The sequence below is a fragment of the Pseudoalteromonas sp. A3 genome (assembly GCF_025942345.1).
Classification (GTDB): Bacteria; Pseudomonadota; Gammaproteobacteria; order Enterobacterales; family Alteromonadaceae; genus Pseudoalteromonas; species Pseudoalteromonas atlantica.
The window spans coordinates 292,179-310,166 of the sequence record NZ_JAPCKL010000003.1 but is presented as its reverse complement, the minus strand read 5'-3'; the positions used below and the strand labels follow the sequence as shown (position 1 = coordinate 310,166).

Sequence of the window (17,988 nt, the reverse complement as noted above, 5' to 3'; positions counted from 1 at the left end):
CTTATAAGGAGCAAGTAATAGGCCAATATAACAAAGTTATAAAATTCATAGGGTTAGATTGTGATGGCTGTTTTTAAGTGATTAATTATAAAAATCATTAGCAAAAACAGCCACTTTTTAGGTTTTTTAACGATTAAGCAAGCCTGCGTTTATTTAGCATAGCGAAAACACGTTACAGCTATTTACTAAATAGAATGAGGGACTTTGAGGCAGGTAAAACCTAGCCTCAATGCGGCTAATTATTATTGCAAACTGTTATTATACCAAGCGGTTACGAGACTCACCGTTAGTAAAGGCTGCAATATTTAGGCTTACCTCATTAATTAAGCGCACGATTGACTCTGTGCTGGCCCATGCAATGTGAGGTGTAAGAAGCAAGTTTTCGCCTGTGTAATTAGCTAGCGGGTTAGAAGGCTCTGCCGGCTCTTTAGTAAGTACATCAACTCCCGCACCGGCAATTAAATTTTGCTCTAGGGCTGTGGCTAAGTCGGCTTCATTTATAATGCCACCACGGGCGGTATTGATAATAATACTGCTGGGTTTCATCATTTTTAGCTCATCTAACGAAATTAAATCGCGTGTTTCATCAGTAAGCGGGCAGTGCACGCTAATTATATCAGCGGTTTTTAATACTTCTTCAAAAGGTGTACGGCCTTCTCTACAAGAGGCGCCTTTACGCTCTGCAACCACTACATTGGCTCCAAAAGCTTGCGCTACTGTCGCCACACCTTTACCTAGCGTTCCACCACCTATAATGGCAAATGTTTTACCTTGTAAATCATTAAAGCTGTAATCTAATCTGCAAAACATCTCACTTTTTTGCCAAGCGCCTTGCTGGCAGTCGCGCTGGTAGCGGTGTGTATTACCTAATAAATTAGTTACTAACGAAAACGTGTGCTGTACAACCGAAGGGGTTGAGTAGCCTGCTACGTTGGTAACGGCAATACCAAATTCTTCAGCGGCGTTTAAATCAACATTATTAGTGCCTGTTGCACTTACGCAAATAAGCTTAAGCGTTTTAAGTTGGCTTATCGTATCGCGATTTAGCACAACCTTGTTGGTAATAAGGACGTCCGCGCCTTGGCTGTGAGCAACAACTTGCTCAGGTGACGTAAGTTCGTAAGTAGTTAGCTCACCTAGTTCTTCAATGCAAGTTAACGAGGTTTTAGCTAAAGTAGCGTTATCGAGAATGGTGATTTTCATTGTGTGTCCTATCTAAATGCGTACCGTAAAATGGCAAGAGCGTTTAAGGTACTACGAATACACACCTTTGTTAATGCTATTACTACCAAATGCTTAGTACAAAAAGTCAGGTTGCTGATAAAAGTTTAAATTGTCTGGTCTGCCCACTCAAATATAAATAACATGATATTTTAGCGGGCTATATCGCTGGGGCCTGTTTATCAATTGAGGTTGAACTCACTTTCCTGTGAAAGGTCAACAAGCCTTATTAACGTTGATAAAACTAAAAAAACAATGCACCAACCCCTTTTTGTGTGGTCATAGACTGAAATGGCTCGCAAATAAGCATAACCAAATGGCTATTTCTTATTTAAGAGTGGCTGAGTTATAATCAAAATTATATATAAACGGTACGTTTTGCGTGCCGTTTTTTAACATTGTAGATGCAGTAATGAGTGAATTAGAAGATAAGTACGCAGACATAAGACCTTACAACGACGATGAAGTTGCGGCCTCGCTAGCGCGTTTAATTAACGATAATGCGTTTATAGATGTAATAGCAAAGTACAACTTACCGCGCTTTATATCCGCTATGCCTTTTATTGCTCGTACACTGGTGAGAAGCCAGTTACGAAAAAAATGGGGTAAATTTACGAGCGTTGAAGATGTACAAAACGAAGTTGCAAAGTATTTAGATAAACTTATAAAACGCACTACCTCAAAAGTTACCTTTTCGGGATTAGACAAATTAGACCCGCAGCAGGCGTATTTATTTATATCAAACCACCGCGACATAGTGCTGGACCCTGCACTTGTTAATTGGGGTTTGTATCAACATAAAATGAAGACGGTGCGTATAGCAATTGGTGATAACTTATTGCAAATACCGTATATAACCGAGCTGATGCGTTTAAATAAAAGCTTTATCGTTAAGCGCTCAGCCAAAGCACCTAAAGAGATGCTTAAGGCGCTTACGCAGTTGTCATCGTATATTTATGACTCGTTAACAGCAGGAAATTCTATTTGGATTGCGCAAAAAGAAGGGCGTGCAAAAGACGGCTTTGATCAAACAGATCCGGCGCTTTTAAAAATGCTGCAACTTAATGGTCGTAAACAAAAGAAAGAATTTGGCGAGTACATTAAAGAGTTAAAAATTGTTCCTGTGTCTATTTCTTACCAGTATGAGCCTTGTGCAATTTCTAAAGCAAAAGAGCTTTATCATAAACAGCAGCACGGTGAATACGTAAAATCAGCAGGCGAAGACATAGCAAGTATTGTTGAAGGGTTTAGCTCTGCTAAAGGGCATGTGCACTTAGCATTTGGACAACCGGTTGAAAGCGGTTGCGATGATGCTGATGAGCTGGCGCAAACAATTGATAAGCACATTGTTGAGTCTTTTTACTTACACCCAGGAAATTACATTGCCGGTGGGTGCAAGCAAGCAGTTATTGATGAGCCCGATACCGCCACTTTTGAACAGCGTTTAGCCTTAGTGCCAGAAGAGCTAAAGCCACTTGTTTTAGCTATGTATGCAAAGCCATTTCAACGCAAAACTGAAATCACAAACAAAGTATGTGAGCAAAGCCATTAGGCATCTGCGTTGGCAAATAGTGTAATAAAGCAGCGTAAACGCTGCTTTTTTTTTGTGCATAAATAACGCTATACTCATACAAAGCAATTAATTTACTTAGGGGGCGCAATGCAACAAATTGAAATATTTGATATTCCAAGCCCCTGTAAAAGTATTTGCCAAGTAAACAACCGAGGTTATTGCAAAGGCTGCTACCGAAGCCGGGATGAGCGCTTTAATTGGAATGCGTTAAGCAATGCGCAAAAAAAGAAAGTACTTAGCTTGTGCCAACAACGTTACAAACGGTATTTACAAAAGCGCCAAGCTGCGCAATCACAAGCCACTTTAGATAAACAACAAGGCTTTGAATTTTAAACCTTGCTGTACATGCTAGAGTTTTAAATTGTATTTTGCGCGCAATGCGCGACTAGTGCCGTTATCGTGTAGCTTATTTAAAGCATTCAATAATTTACTTACCAAAGCCGCGTGCTTTTTATGTACATAGTGATAGAGCGAAAATGTACTTAGCAGCTGGGTTTGCATACAGGTCTCTGGTAGGGAAAAGTTATCGGCTTTAAGCACAAAGTCGAGCATAATTGCCCCATCAACTTTATGCTGGGCTAGTAGGTTAAGTTGGGTCGTAATATTTTTTACTTCAATAATATTGCCGTTAAACTTATGCTCATTTAAGTAATGGTGCTGAACTGGATAGCCTGATAAAACCGCAATACTATCGAGCTTATCGAGTGTATTGGGTTGGCAGTTTTTAAACAGTAAAAGCTTATAGTCAAACAGTGGGTAGTTAATTCTGATCAGGTTTTTATTGTCCGCCTCTATACTTATATCGCGGCCAAGTTGGCCATCTAACACCCCATTATTGGCTGCTAATAAGGCATTTTGGCGATTAAAATCAATTATGTGTACTTCATAATTAAGTTCTTTATAGGCTAATGTGAGTAAAGCGAGCGCATAGCTTGCTTGAGCTGAGTCGGCTGGGCGGTTAAATATAACGCTATTGTGATTGGCGAGTGTAATTTTACTAAAAAATAAAACGACTAATAAAAACAAAGCATTGAGCTGTATCTGCAAGGTTACTTCCGTTTAAAATAAGGAGAGGGCAAATGAACGCAGCGAATAATACCAAAATAGTTTGGTTTTTGCCCATGTTTGTTGCTTTTTAAACAGTAAATGGGTTCAAATATACGTATAATAAATGCGGATAACTAACCGTACTTAGGAGTGGTTGTGAGTTTTAATTTATGTGCTTTACCCCGAGAGCAAAAATACCAGATTCAATTAGATTACGAAGCCTCATTTTGGGCTTATCAAATTAAACGTAATAAAAAAACACGTGAGCAAGTTTATAATACGATTCATAGCCGCCCAGTGGCAGAGCAAACGTTTTTAAAGCAACAGTTTGAGCAGTATTTGGCGTTAATGCTAAGCTAATATATGTACACAGTACAAAAGTTAGACACACTTAAGATTCCATTAGTTAATAAGTTTTATGCACTGTATAGCGTAAGAGGACGTGCTAATAAGCAAGATCAGGTTTGGGTTGTTTACAGTGAAATGCAGATAGTTGCGGCGTGTCGAATACAAAATAAACACGACTTTTTATTTTTATCGACCGTATTTGTTGCCCCGCAGCACCGTGCAAAAGGGCTGGCAAAGCAACTTGTATGCGCCGCTATAAAACAGCAAAGCATGCCGCTTTACACCTTTGCTTATAAAAATATTACAGCTTTATATACGAGCCTTGGTTTTAACCAAGTATTAACATATACTCCTGGTTTAAAAGCACTTTTTGATATTTATACGCATCGAAATATAGTCGCTCTCGAATACTTATAACAAAAACAACGGATCAAGCCATGAGTAAAGGCGTTCATTGGATCATTAGTTGCTGTATAGCTTTAATCGCTATATTTAGTTGCCATGTTGGCGCACAGGTTAAACGTTTATCCCCCAGTGAAGGCCTGTCGCAAAGCTATGTGAACACTATGCTGCTTGATGATAACGGTTACTTATGGCTCTCTACCGAGGGGGGGTTAAACCGCTATGATGGTTACCAAGTTGTTTCAATTAATGGCCCTAATGGCGAGCTTGAAGAAGCCATAATTGATTGTATTTACCAAGACCCCGCAGGCAATATTTGGATAGCCTCGTTACTTGCCGGCTTATTTAAATACGACCCAAGTACCGACACCTACCAGCAATTTATTTCTCAACCAACCAGCGAAAAACAAATTTTAAGCCAGTCGGTATTTAGTATGGCAGCGGTTGATGACAAAACCTTATGGATTGGGCGTGGTCGCGACTTTGCTAAATTAGATATTGAAACAGGTAAAATAACCAGCTTATTTGAGCTGCCTAAAGAATACGAAAACACCTTAGTCAGAGAGCTTTTTCATTACAATGGGTATATTTTTATAGGCACAAGCCATGGGGCGTTTGTATTTGATATCGCCTCTGAGCAAATTAGGCCGCTGCAGCATTTAAAAAGCAAAGCTGAGCATATTTATCAAAACAACGTTAAATCGTTTTCGGTTATTGAAAATAATCAGTTGTTAGTAGGCACCGTTAAAGGCTTGTATCAAGTTGATATTAGCGACTTGCCAGGCATGTTTGAACGCCCCGACATAGCATTTAAAAACCAAGCCGTTATTGCCGATTTAAATGTATGGCGCATCATCAACGAAGGCGAAAAGCTAGATCTGGCGACTAATAAAGGGCTCTTTAAGTTTGATCTAAATACCAAAGAGTTGGTAAAAAACACACGTATTACGCAAAGTAAATACAGCCTATCTGATACCAGTATGATAGACATGGTAAAAGATAAATCGGGGGGGTATTGGCTCGCTACTAAAACCGATGGTGCATTTTATCTGTCTAATAATACCTATCACTTTAGCAATATAGATGGTAGTAAACTGGGTGGCGATGGCCTTTCTCATCCTTCGGTTTGGGGCATTACGGAGTATGGCAATAGCCTATGGCTGGCAACGCATAATGGCTTAACCGAAATTGATTTAGCCACTAACACCAGCCAAGTTTACTTAAAAAACCACAAAGTAGACTTACTGACTACCGAATTTAGCGTGTATGAAATTATTCCTTATAAGCAAAAGCTTTGGCTACATACAAACCGTGGGTTGTTTGAGTTTGACCCCATAACGCATCAAATTAACGAGCCAACAATAACAAACCCCAACAATAGAGCCTACATAGAAGGCTGGGTACACGGCGTAACCTTAATGCCTAACGGTGATTTGTACTATGTGCACTCAGATCACGGTATGTTTGTATATAATATTGATACTCAGCAGATCACCCGATTAGAAGGGGCCTTTAGCAAAATAGAGCCGTTTTTGGCGCATGGTTTTTCGCCAGCGCTGGCAACCAAGCCTGATATGCCCCTGTTTTTTAATGCGGGTATTTTATATCAGGTAAACCCAACCACATTAGCATTAAACACCATTTATAAAGTGCCAAAACAGCACGATAACGTGGCTATTAATGTGCTTTCTTACGTGGTCGATAACAACAATATTTTATGGATTTCGCTATCTAATTTTGGTCTGATTGGGCTTGATGCAGCCAGTTACAAATTGGTACACACGATTGACTTAGAAAAAAATAAGTTAGGTACCTTACTTTATGACATGGTGCTTGATGATAATGGCATGATTTGGATGAGTAGCCATAAAGGCATATGGCGACTAAACCCAGAAACACTTCATTTTCAGCAGTTTACTACATCTGAGGGGCTGCTTTCTGCTGAGTTTAACAGCAGTGCCATGGCGCATTTAAGCGATGGGCGCATTGCCTATGGCAGCTTAAAGGGCATTACATATTTTCATCCGATGGAAAATCAAAATTACCACTCATTAATTGATCATGTAAATATAACGCGAGTTGATTTAATGTCGCGCGACTTATCTATCGATTTAAAACAGCCATTAAATGAAATAGTCCTCAACCATGATGATATCGGTTTAGAGGTAGCGTTTTCGGCGATGGCGTTTAGCTATCAAGAGCGCATAATTTATGAGTACCAGCTCGATAACGGCCAAAAAACCTACACCCGTAATAATAATCGGGTGTTATTCCCTAAATTAAATCCAGGTAATTACCAGCTCAAAGTATGGGCTAAAGATCCGTTAACCGGTGAGTACACGCCGCCTGCAGTGCTAAAAATTCGTGTTAAGTATCCCCTGTGGCGAGCGCCATATTTTATGGTGCTTTATGGTGTTTTGTTTATCGCATTTATTGCTTTTTGGGTAATGCGCCGCAACAAAATTCAGCGCATATTACTGGCCGCTAATAAAGAAAGTAAAGAAAGTGAAGCGCGATTAAAACTAGCCTTAGAGGGTAGTGAGTCTGGCATGTGGGATTGGCAGTCTACATCGAGTAGTATTTACCAGCCGCGCTTATGTAATGAACTGGGGTATGATCAAGAAAGCGTGAGCCTAGATGATTACCTAGCTAAAATTCACCCGCAAGATAAAGCGCTTTTCAGATTAGAATGGTTAGAATTTTTATCAACCGATAAAGGCTACTTTAATTGCACTTATCGTTTACGCCACGCTAAAGGCTATTGGCGTTGGTATAAAGACTTTGGCAAAGTGGTGGAATGGAGCGGACAACTTCCTAAAAAAGTAGCGGGTACTTACACCAATATGACCCGCGAAATGGTGTTTGAAGAGCATGCCCGTTTATTTACCGCTGCGTTTGAGCAAACCCGCGATTGGGTATTTATTCTTGATAAAAACTTTACGGTTCGCGCCTCTAACAAATCGTTGCAAACGGCCTTTAACTTTCCTAGTGAGCCACGCTCTAGCCGCGCCCTTAATTTAGGTATATCGCGAAGTAATCGCTTTGACTACTTACGGATAATGCAAAAGCTAAATGTGGGTGAGCATTTTTCCTGTGAAGACTTAGTCACCCTTGCCAGTGGTGAGCAGCGCCATGTGTTAGTAAAAATAAGTGCAGTGGCCGACACCGAACACCGTTTAAGCAGCTACGTTATTATTTTAACCGACATTCATGCGCAAAAATTGGCTGAAAATGAGCTTCATATTTTAGCCAACTATGACTCATTAACCGGTTTGCCTAACCGTATGCTGTTTAACGACAGGGTTGAGCATGCGATTGAGCAGGCGCAAAATCATCAATGTAAAGTAGCTATGCTGCACATAAACATTAAGCGGTTTAAATACTTTAACGACTCATTTGGACGTGAAGCGGCTGATGAGCTAATAAAGCAAGTGGCTAAGCGTATTAAGCGCTCTTTGCGTCCTTCTGCAAGTGTTGCGCGCTTTGGTGGCGATGAATTTGTGGTGCTGGTGGAAGATGTGCAGCAAATTGAAGAAGTATTGCTTATTTGCTCTAAATTAATAGACTCTGTAAGCCAAAATATGGAATTTAATGGCCAGGTGGTAAACGTTAATTTAAGTATCGGGGTAGCAATAGCGCCTGATGACGCCGCAGATCATGCTGCGCTGTTAAAAGCTGCCAGTATAGCTTTGTACCATGCAAAAGAGTCGCTCGAAAGCAGTTATAAGTTTTACAAGCAGGAGATGAATCAGCATGTACAAAAAGCCCTGCATTTAGAGTCTTTGCTAACTAAAGCGTATCAAGAGCAAGAGTTTTGCAATTACTACCAGCCTATAGTGAATGCGCACACTCAAAAAACCGAAGGTTTTGAAGTGTTGTTACGCTGGCCAGAAAACACTTTAGTGCCCACGCAAGAGTTTTCTTTAGCGGCTGAGAGCATAGGGTTAATAACAAAAATTATGCTGCAAACCTTTGCCCGTGCGTTGCAAGCCCTTAAACAATGGCGTGAGATTTCACCTCAGCTGTACTTGTCGATAAACCTCTCTGCACTTGATTTTGAATACGAAGAGCTTGTAACCGACATTCATAAAGCGTTGAGCCACGCTAATGTGCCCTCAGAAGCCATAGTGTTTGAAATTACCGAGTCTATTTTAATGCGTGACTCTAAACATGCGCTGCACAGTATGGAAATGCTGAAAAAGCTTGGCTGTAAGCTCTACATGGATGACTTTGGAACAGGCTATGCCTCATTAACGTATTTAAAGCGTTTTCCTATCGATGTACTAAAAATAGATAGAAGCTTTGTGCAAGATATTGGTGTGGACTCGGATGATGAAGCCATTATTCAATCAACGCTTACCTTAGCTCATAGTTTAGGTAAAGAGTGTGTGGCTGAGGGCATTGAAAACAAACAACAGCTGCAGTTTTTAAAACAGTTAGGGTGTAAGCATTTTCAGGGCTATTTATTTAGTAAGCCAGTACCTAAAGAAGCTGTTCCCGCAATGATTAAACAAGATTGGGGCAACATATTTAACCAGTAAAAATAAGCTTATGGGCGTTTACCACAGTGGCGGCAAAATAAATGGCTGTTGCGTTGATTAAGCTGCGTTTTAATTGCTTTATTGGCCTCAAGCTTACTTAAACCTAACTTGTAGCGCAGCTCCTCTAAGTGCAAACGCTGTGAGTCATCTAAACTGCCTTGGTGAATTTGCTCATGTACGGCATCTTCAAAAAATTGCCGGCGTTTACGTATTTGCTCCGAAAAACTTGAGGCAAGCAAGCCTGTAGGAATTGCCACCATTCCCATGCTCACCAAAGTAACTACGCCACCAAATAGTTTACCAAGTGGCGTTAGCGGTACAACATCACCATACCCAACCGTAGTGAGGGTCGCCATAGCCCACCACATAGCCGCAGGAATAGAGCCAAATTTATCTGGCTGAATATCGTGTTCCAATAAATAAATACCGCAGGAGGCAAGTATTAGCAGTACCGACATAATAAAAAACGCGGCCAGTAACGAGCTCGCTTCGTCTTTAAATGCTTGTAATAACAACTGCATTGCACGTGAGTAACGAGTAAGTTTAAATACTCTTAACAGCCTTAATACACGTAAAAAACGTAAATCCAGAGGAAACACAAACATTAGCAAGCTGGGTAAAATGGCTATTAAATCGATAAGAGCCAAAGGTGATAAAAAATAATGCAGCCGGCGTTTTGCGTTTGAACCTTTTATAGCTGCGTATTTGCTTTTATCGACACAGGCCCAGAGCCTTGCAAGGTATTCAAGGCTAAAAATAGCCACCGAAATAACCTCTAAAAGTAAAAACTGCGGGTAATATACTTTGTTTATACTCGGTACTGATTCCAACACAATGGCAATAACGTTAAGCATAATTAAAGCAATCAGCGCGGTATCGAGTATATGCCCCGCTTTGCGGTAATCGCCAGTCCCTTCAAATACCTGCGCTAACGTTTGTCTTGCTGTGCTGCTCATGTGTTTAGCTTTAACAGCATATTAATACTGCCTTCTTCAAAATCACGGCTAATTGTAAAACCTAACTTACGGGCAAGCTCAATCATGCCGGTGTTCTCAGGCAGTGTTATGCCTTCAATTACTTCTACGCCTTGGCGCTTACAATGATTTATTGCAGCGCTCATAAGCAGTCTGCCAAGCCCTAAGCCTTGGTAGTCAGAGCGAACCACGGTTGCAAACTCAGCATGTAAATTATCAGGGTCCATAATAACGCGTGCTACACCTAGGGTGCGGCTTTTACCTTCAAAGCGCTGGCAAACAATAAAGGCCATTTCTCGGTCGTAATCTATTTGCGTCATTTTTGCGAGCTGATCGTGGTTAAACTGGGGCAGCTCACCAAAAAAGCGTTTGTAACGATCTTCTTTGTTGAGTGATTGATCAAACTCTTGGTGGGCTTTTTCATCCTCTGGACGAATAGGCCTTAATGTAGCTCGCGTATTATTTTTAAGGGTTACTTCTTCTACAAGATCAATAGGGTAAGGGCGAATACACAAACGTTTACGATCGCTGCGTGCCTGATAGCGATTAACACTTATAGTGGCATCAAGCACTAAAAATTGCCCATTGCTGGCTAAAATAGGATTAAGTTCCATGGCACTTATATCGGGCTGATCGACAACAAGTTGAGATATACGTGTGAGCAGGGCGCATAAGCGATATTTATCGACTTTTTCTGGCAAAATGCGATCTTTTAATACGCCTTTATCGTTTGCTGCTGCAATGAGGTATTTAGCTAAATTCATATTAAGCGGCGGCAAAGCAACGGCTGCTTGGGCATACTCTAACCCATTACCCGCTTCACCAAGTAATATAACAGGGCCAAAATTAGGCTCAGTTTTAATGGCGATTCGCAGTTCATTAGCGCCGGCGCGCGGCGCCATTTTTTGCAATGAAAACCCTTCAATAACAGCATCTGGATAGGTGTTTTTAATTCGTATCAGCATGGCAAAGGCGGTTTGCTCAACCTCGTTTGCATCGTTTAAGTTAAGAACCACACCCCCTACTTCTGATTTTGAGGCAATACTTGGGCTAATCAACTTTAACGCTACCGGAAAGCCTAATTCAATTGCTTGCTCACGCGCCTCTGTGGGCGTGTAGGCTACTTCTGTTTGAATACACTCAACACCATAATGACTAAGAATTTGGCTTGCTTGATGAGTGGGTAAGTAGCTTTGCTCTTCTTCTAAAAATTCGTTAATGAGCGTAGTGGCCGCTGATTTATTTATTTTTGCATCATCGGTATTTGATTCGGGTGTTTGCGTTAAATGTTTTTGGTTACGACGATAACTAACTAAATGCATAAATGCGCCAACCGCACCCTCAGGCGTGCGATAGGTTGGAATAGTGTGGTTAGAGCAAACACGCCTCGCAGCATAAGCCGCATCTTCACCCATAAAGTTGGTCATTACATAAGGGCGCGCCATCTTTGGTATTTTTTGTAAGGTTTGCACTATCATATCGGCGTAGTCTTCACTTGGTGCCAGTGCCGAAGGGGTATGAATAATAAGTAAGTTTTTAACTTCTTCGGCGCGAAGTAAAATTTCTAATGCTTGCTTGTAACGCGCCGGAGCAGAGTCGCCAAAAATATCGACAGGGTTAGATGTAGTATCCGACTGCGGAATAACTTTATTGAGTGCGGATCGTGTTTGCTCACTAAGCTGGGTAAGTTTGCCCGAATTTAAAATAAGCTCATCGACCGCCATAACCCCCGGGCCGCCGCCGTTGGTTAAAATGGTTAACTGCTCAACTTTTAGTAATTTAGGGTGGATGGCAAGTGTTTGCGTGGCTGCAAAAAGTTCGCGCAGATCACTAACACGTAGCATTCCGGCGCGTTGAAAAAGCGCATCGTACACTGCATCTGAACTTTGCTTGCCACCAGTATGAATTTCAGCAGCCAGTGCGCCTGCTCCGGTTTTTCCCGTTTTAATGGCAATAACCGGTTTACTAAAGGCCGCTGCCCGTGCTGCTGATATAAACCCGCGAATATCCTCAATATTATCTATGTAGAGCAAAATCGCTTTGGTTTTAGCATCGCGGCCTAAAAAATCGAGCAGCTCGTCAAAATCGATATCTAGGCAATCACCGACCGAAACAAAATACGAAAAGCCAATTTCTTTATTTTTAGCCCAATCTAAAATAGTGGAACACACCGCTGCGGATTGTGATATAAATGCCAGTTTCCCTGGTGCTGCAACTGTGTGAGAAAAGCTGGCATTAAGGCCAATATGCGGAATAAGCAGCCCTAAACAATTAGGCCCAAGCAAAGTAACGTGATGTGCATTTGCAGCGCGCTTTAAGGCTGTTTTTTGGCTCAATGAGAGCCCATCAGCAATCACAATTGCACTTTTACAGCCAAGTTCACCTAGCTGCTCGATAATGCTCAGTAAGGTATTTTTATTTGTACAAATAACGGCTAAGTCGGGCACTTTGGGCAGCGCGGCAATATCAGGGTAGGCAAGCACACCGTGTACCGCACTATGGGTAGGGGTTACGGGCATGATTGGCCCTTTAAACCCACCTTGTAATAAATTGCGCATAACCACAAACCCCGCGCGTGTGGGGGTATTCGAGGCGCCAATAACGGCTACCGAGGCCGGATTAAAAAATTGGCTGATGCGCTTTAAGCTCATGGCATATCCTTGGCTGATTATATTTTGCGTTATTTATAGTCTCAATGTACCCTGTTTGCTGTGTTATTTCGAGCGCATAGATACTTATTATTGATATCAATCAAGGAGTTTTTTGTGAATAAAACACCCGGTTTTTACACCGTTATAGCCGCAATTTGCCTAAGTATAGGCTTAATTTTATTAGGCTTTATTATTAAAAGTGCCGCAGTAGATGTAAAAAGCATGGAACGTAGTGTGCAGGTGAAAGGGTTAGCAGAGCGTGAAGTTAGCGCTGATACGGTAATTTGGCCGCTGCAATACAGTGATGCAGACAACGACTTAGAAAAACTGGTTAGTCGAGTTGAGCAAAAAAACGATGCTGTTATTGCATTTTTAAAGCTACATGGCTTTGATGATGACGAAATAAGTATGGGTAGCCAGTCGATAATTGATAAGCAAGCCCGAGAATACGCTAACGATAATCAAAAGTTTCGTTACTTGGTACGCGCTAATATTATTGTGTATTCGAACGCGCCCGACAAAGTACAAAATGCGCTGAGTAAAGTGAGTCAATTAGCTAAACAGGGCATTGCCATTGTGCAAAATAGCTACGAAACCAAAGTTGAGTATTTATTTACCGGCCTTAACGATATAAAACCAGCCATGGTGCAAGAGGCTACAGAAAAAGCCCGTGAAGTTGCCAACAAATTTGCTAAAGATTCGAACTCAACGCTGGGTAAAATAAAATCCGCTCGCCAAGGGCAATTTAGCATTAGCAATCGCGATTCAAACACGCCACATATCAAAAAGGTGAGGGTGGTCACCAGTGTTGAATATTACTTAAGTGACTAAATTGCTCTAACTAAGTGGGCAAGTTGTGCGGTTGAGCGCTGTAGGTAAGCAGCGCTAAGTAAAATGCTGGTTTCGTTTATATCAGCGCCTTTTAATATATTTGCCAGTTGCTGCTTAGCGGTTGGATTTTGTTTTTGCTCTATTTCCATAAGCGCTAATAATGCTGAAAATTCATGCTTTATTGGTGTGCTAGGTTTATCAGCATAGGCGATATAACAGGCAACAGGGGTAAGGCCACGAGCATTTGTTTGTGCAAGGGCTTTTACTAAATTATCGTTAGATTCAAATAGCATTAATGAGCGCACATAGTTAAACGCCAGCTTTTGAGCATTGGCGTGTTTAAATGCATTGTGCAGTACATTATTTCCTTGGCTGTCTTGTGCTAAAAAGCCGTTATTTTCTTTTAATGCAGGTGTAAAAAACGTTAATGCATCAGTCGTTGTTAATTGGTTTATAAAAGGTGCTGGTGGGGTGTTGGTTGTTAAAATACGTGTTGCCATGTTTTGCATAAAGTCGTATTTAATACTCATCCGCAAAGCACTTTCGTAAAGGTGGTTTAGCTGTAATGTTTGCTGAGCAGGGCTTAACTGTTTAAAGTCGTTATCGAGCTCGTCTAGCTGATGCTTAGCAATGCGCGCATTAAGTAATTGTATGCTTAAATCCATTATTAACTCTACCTCTGAGCGTTTTTATTACTATAAAACAAAAAAGGCCGCATCAGCGACCTTTTTCTATTTATAACCAAGTATTAAGCTTTTTTACTTGCTACCCACTCGTTTACAAAGTTCTCTAGTACGTTAAGTGGTACAGGGCCATTTTTAAGTATAACGTCGTGGAACTGACGAATATCAAACTTATCGCCTAGTTGCTTTTTAGCCTCTTCACGCAGCTCTAAAATTTTAAGCATGCCCACTTTATAAGCTGTCGCTTGCGATGGCATTACAATGTGACGCTCAACCATTTTAACACCGTCAGATGTGGCGTTAGGCGTATTATTTACGTAGTAATCAATACCTTCTTGGCGAGTCCATTTCATTGCGTGAATACCGGTATCAACGACTAAGCGACACGCACGCCATAATTCCATAGAAAGGCGACCAAAGTCTGAGTATGGGTCTGAGTAAAGGCCCATTTCTTTAGGAATGTACTCTGAGTATAAGCCCCAACCTTCAATGTAAGCGGTGTAGCCACCAAACTTACGAAACTTAGGTACACCTTCAAGCTCTTGTGAAATAGCAATTTGCATGTGGTGACCCGGAATACCCTCATGGTATGCTAATGCTTCCATTTGGTACGTTGGCATTGCTTCCATGTCGTAAAGGTTTGCGTAGTAAATACCAGGGCGTGAGCCATCTGGCGCAGGTTGTTGGTAAAATGCTTTACCTGCTGCTTTTTCGCGGAATGCTTCTACGGCTTTAACTTTAAGATCAGCCTTTGGCTTAACAATAAATAACTCATCTAGGCGAGTTTTCATGGTGTTGATTAGGCCAGTGGCTTCATCTAAATAACGCTGTTTACCTTGCTCGTCATTGGCATAATAAAATTGTTTATCTGTTTTCATAAACTGCATAAACGCTTTTAAATCGCCTTTAAAGCCTACTTTGTCTTTAATTTCACGCATTTCATCATGAATACGTTTTACTTCAGCAAGGCCAATGGCATGAATTTCTTTAGCGGTTAAGTCAGTTGTTGTGGTGCGCTTAAGTGCGTTATTGTAAAACGCTTCGCCGTCAGGCAGTTTCCATGCGCCATCGCGGTTATCTGCACGTTTTTCTAACTGTGCTAAGTAATTAATTAACTTAGAGTAAGAAGGCTTAACTGCTGATTTTAATGCATCAGTTGCCTCGCTAATTAAGGCATCTTTTTCATTCTGGCTAATTTCAAGAGCGCTTACTTTACGTTTAAAGTCGGCTAATAGGGTTGAGTCTTCACCTTTTTCAAATGGCGCACCATGAATGATGTTTTTGCTCGAATCTATAACATGTGGGAACACAAATTTAGGCGCAATAATGCCTTTATCAGCACGGGTTTCTAAATCAGTAATTAGCTGATCAAATACAGTAGGTACACCGTTTAAACGCGCAATATAATCTTTAGCTTCTTTAACATTACTAATTGAATGTTGGTTAATTAAAAACGCAGGCACCATAGAGTGAGTACCAAACATTTGGTTAACTGGGTAGTTATGGTAACGCCATTTAAAATCAGCAATCGAGCTTTCTAGGTCTTGTTTTTTTAAGTCATAACTTACTTTAGTGGCATCATCAAGCAGGTCGCGGTCGATAGCATTTAAAGTAACTAAGTCTTCTTTTGCTTGCGCAAGGTCTTTTAGTTTTTGCTCTTCGCTGCCGTCATCCCATTTATCGTAATCTTTTTTAATACCCATGTAAGTTTGATAAACCGGGCTGTTCATTACATCGCGGTTAAAGGTATCTTCAAAAAACGCATTCGCTTTGTCGATTTCGCTTTGCACAGGTTGCGCTTGTACTGCAGGCGCTGGCGTTGTTTGTTGTGGTGCCTGCTGGCAACCGGCTAAAATAGCAACGCTCACGGCTGCTGCAATAAAGGTAAGTTTACGCATTGTTTTCCCTTTGTTGTTAGAAACCCATTAGGGTGTATTATATTTATTTGCTTGTATTTTATGTTTATCGCGCGTGGTTAAAACCACTACACGAACAATTCTAGCAGGTCATTTAAAAAACGATGCCCTTTGAGGCTAACTTGCCAGTGGCCGTTTTCTTGTATCAACAAACCTGCATTTATTGCTTTAGTTAACGCTGCTTGTTGGCTTTGCAATGGCTGATTAGTCAGCGCACTGTAATCATCAATAGGGCAAGGCTCGACTAAGCGAAAGCGATTCATAAAAAATTCAAAGGCTAAATCGTCTTGCTCTACTTGCCAGCTTTTATACAAGTACGGCTTAAGCATATCCATGTAACCGCGCGGATGCTTAATTTTTTCAGTACGGGTAATAATGCCGGTTTTTGCATCAGTCACCTTACCATGAGCGCCACAGCCAATACCGAGATAATCGCCAAAACGCCAATAATTCAAGTTATGTTGGCATTGAAAGCCTGGCTTTGCATAGCCCGATATTTCGTATTGTATGTAACCGGCTTGAGCAAGTAGTGCTTGGCCTTGCTCTTGAATATCCCATAGGGTTTCATCTTGTGGCAAAGTTGGCGGCTTGGATGCAAATTGTGTATTAGGCTCAATAGTGAGCTGATACCAGGAAATATGTGGCGGGTTTAAAGCAATTATTTTTTTTAAATCGCTCAGCGCATCGTCAAGGCTTTGCCCCGGTAAGCCATGCATTAAATCAAGGTTAAAGCTATTTAACCCGGCTTGCTTAGCTTGCTCTGCAGCGTAGTGCGCTTCATCGGCGCCATGAATACGGCCAAGTGCTTTTAACTTGTCGTTTTGCATGCTTTGCACGCCAATAGAAATACGGTTAATACCCGCTTTAACGTACTCTTTAAAGCGTCCGGTTTCTACGGTACCAGGATTTGCCTCAAGGGTTATTTCGCAGTTGTCGCTTAGGCCAATTAGGTTATCGACTTCGCTTAATAAGCGGGTATATGCATCGCCAGTTAATAAGCTTGGTGTACCGCCGCCAATAAAAATACTGTGAATTTTACGCCCTTGCACCAAGTGCAAATCGGCTTTTAAGTCGTCAATTAAATGCTGAACATATTCAGCTTCAGGAATATCGCCTTTTTGCCCATGGCTATTAAAATCGCAATAGGGGCATTTTTGCACGCACCAAGGTACGTGCACATATAAGCTCAGTGGTGGAAGGTTCACAGGCCGCCTTTGCTTTGTAGCTCTAGTAATAACTTTTTAAGTGCTTGGCCGCGATGGCTCACCGCATTTTTTTGCTCTTTGGTGAGCTCGGCGCTGGTACAGTTTTGCTCTGCTACAAAAAATACCGGATCGTAACCAAAGCCGCCTTCGCCATTTTGGGTTTGTGTAATTTCGCCTTCCCAGCTTGCGCTGCAAATAAGTGGGGTAGGGTCATCGGCGTGGCGCATTAATACCAGTACACACCAAAAGCGGGCTTTACGATTTGGGTTATCGGCTAATTCGTTAAGTAGTTTATCTATGTTGTCTTGATCGCTGGCGCTTTCACCGGCAAAACGAGCTGAGTAAACACCCGGCGCACCATTTAAGCCATCTACCTCTAAGCCTGAGTCATCTGCAATGGCTGGCATGCCGGTAATTTTAGCAGCATGGCGGGCTTTAATTATCGCGTTCTCTACAAAGGTGGTGCCGGTTTCGGCCACTTCGCCTACGTTAAAATCGCTTTGCGGAAGCACATTTATATTAAGCGGGCTAAGCATATTGGCCAGCTCGTTAACTTTGCCAGGGTTGCCTGTGGCAAGCACTAATGTTTTGGTCAT

General features: G+C 41.4%; 14 protein-coding genes. 6 read left to right on the top strand and 8 right to left on the bottom strand.

The genetic code is table 11. The features are described 5' to 3' along the window. Positions 1-258: 258 nt before the first annotated feature. Positions 259-1,203 carry a D-2-hydroxyacid dehydrogenase gene (locus OIZ54_RS07495; RefSeq protein WP_264390075.1) on the bottom strand — a complete coding sequence of 315 codons (945 nt, stop codon included), beginning with the start codon at positions 1,201-1,203 and terminating at the stop codon, positions 259-261. A 430-nt stretch (positions 1,204-1,633) separates the two neighbouring features. Between OIZ54_RS07495 and OIZ54_RS07490 the strand changes: the two genes are divergently transcribed. Together OIZ54_RS07490 and OIZ54_RS07485 are read left to right on the top strand one after the other, a co-directional pair. Beyond that, positions 1,634-2,773, top strand: a complete 1,140-nt coding sequence (locus OIZ54_RS07490) for a 1-acyl-sn-glycerol-3-phosphate acyltransferase (RefSeq protein WP_029774392.1) — start codon at positions 1,634-1,636, stop codon at positions 2,771-2,773. A 108-nt stretch (positions 2,774-2,881) separates the two neighbouring features. Next, complete coding sequence (locus tag OIZ54_RS07485) at positions 2,882-3,127, top strand: DUF1289 domain-containing protein (protein ID WP_004586824.1); 246 nt, start codon at positions 2,882-2,884, stop codon at positions 3,125-3,127. A gap of 15 nt (positions 3,128-3,142) precedes the next feature. On the opposite strand, the gene OIZ54_RS07480 is transcribed toward OIZ54_RS07485, so the two are convergent. Next, positions 3,143-3,841 carry a substrate-binding periplasmic protein gene (locus tag OIZ54_RS07480; protein ID WP_024031530.1) on the bottom strand — a complete coding sequence of 233 codons (699 nt, stop codon included), beginning with the start codon at positions 3,839-3,841 and terminating at the stop codon, positions 3,143-3,145. A gap of 156 nt (positions 3,842-3,997) precedes the next feature. Here OIZ54_RS07480 and OIZ54_RS07475 point away from each other — a divergent pair, with 156 nt between their 5' ends. The 3 genes from OIZ54_RS07475 to OIZ54_RS07465 are packed head-to-tail and all read left to right on the top strand — an operon-like array spanning position 3,998 to position 9,132. Beyond that, on the top strand, positions 3,998-4,201 hold the full coding sequence (locus OIZ54_RS07475) for a DUF3283 family protein (protein WP_004586826.1): 204 nt from the start codon (positions 3,998-4,000) through the stop codon (positions 4,199-4,201). 3 nt (positions 4,202-4,204) lie between these two features. Next, a complete protein-coding gene (locus tag OIZ54_RS07470) occupies positions 4,205-4,606 on the top strand; it encodes a GNAT family N-acetyltransferase (RefSeq protein ID WP_004586827.1) in 402 nt (133 codons plus the stop codon). A 20-nt stretch (positions 4,607-4,626) separates the two neighbouring features. After that, positions 4,627-9,132 (top strand): EAL domain-containing protein, encoded by a 4,506-nt coding sequence (locus OIZ54_RS07465; protein WP_264390074.1) that lies wholly within the window; start codon positions 4,627-4,629, stop codon positions 9,130-9,132. A gap of 8 nt (positions 9,133-9,140) precedes the next feature. Here the strand turns inward: OIZ54_RS07465 and OIZ54_RS07460 are convergent, their stop codons facing one another. Next, entirely contained in the window at positions 9,141-10,088 is a 948-nt protein-coding gene (locus OIZ54_RS07460) for an ion transporter (protein WP_264390073.1), read from the bottom strand. Continuing rightward, positions 10,085-12,757, bottom strand: a complete 2,673-nt coding sequence (locus OIZ54_RS07455) for a bifunctional acetate--CoA ligase family protein/GNAT family N-acetyltransferase (protein ID WP_138577998.1) — start codon at positions 12,755-12,757, stop codon at positions 10,085-10,087. The genes OIZ54_RS07460 and OIZ54_RS07455 overlap by 4 nt, the downstream gene beginning before the upstream one ends. 114 nt (positions 12,758-12,871) lie before the next feature. Here OIZ54_RS07455 and OIZ54_RS07450 point away from each other — a divergent pair, with 114 nt between their 5' ends. Next, positions 12,872-13,588 (top strand): SIMPL domain-containing protein, encoded by a 717-nt coding sequence (locus tag OIZ54_RS07450; RefSeq protein ID WP_264390072.1) that lies wholly within the window; start codon positions 12,872-12,874, stop codon positions 13,586-13,588. Here OIZ54_RS07450 and OIZ54_RS07445 read toward each other — a convergent pair. From OIZ54_RS07445 to OIZ54_RS07430, 4 genes are all read right to left on the bottom strand, one after another. After that, positions 13,585-14,253, bottom strand: coding sequence for a hypothetical protein (locus OIZ54_RS07445; RefSeq protein WP_264390071.1), 669 nt, complete (start codon positions 14,251-14,253; stop codon positions 13,585-13,587). The genes OIZ54_RS07450 and OIZ54_RS07445 overlap by 4 nt on opposite strands. Positions 14,254-14,336: 83 nt before the next feature. Continuing rightward, positions 14,337-16,169 (bottom strand): DUF885 domain-containing protein, encoded by a 1,833-nt coding sequence (locus OIZ54_RS07440; RefSeq protein ID WP_264390070.1) that lies wholly within the window; start codon positions 16,167-16,169, stop codon positions 14,337-14,339. Positions 16,170-16,255: 86 nt separating this feature from the next. Next, positions 16,256-17,392: a radical SAM family heme chaperone HemW gene (gene hemW, locus OIZ54_RS07435; RefSeq protein WP_055254894.1), complete on the bottom strand. Its 1,137-nt coding sequence runs from the start codon at positions 17,390-17,392 to the stop codon at positions 16,256-16,258. Continuing rightward, positions 17,389-17,988 (bottom strand): XTP/dITP diphosphatase, encoded by a 600-nt coding sequence (locus OIZ54_RS07430; RefSeq protein WP_055254892.1) that lies wholly within the window; start codon positions 17,986-17,988, stop codon positions 17,389-17,391. Before OIZ54_RS07430 ends, hemW begins: the two co-directional genes overlap by 4 nt.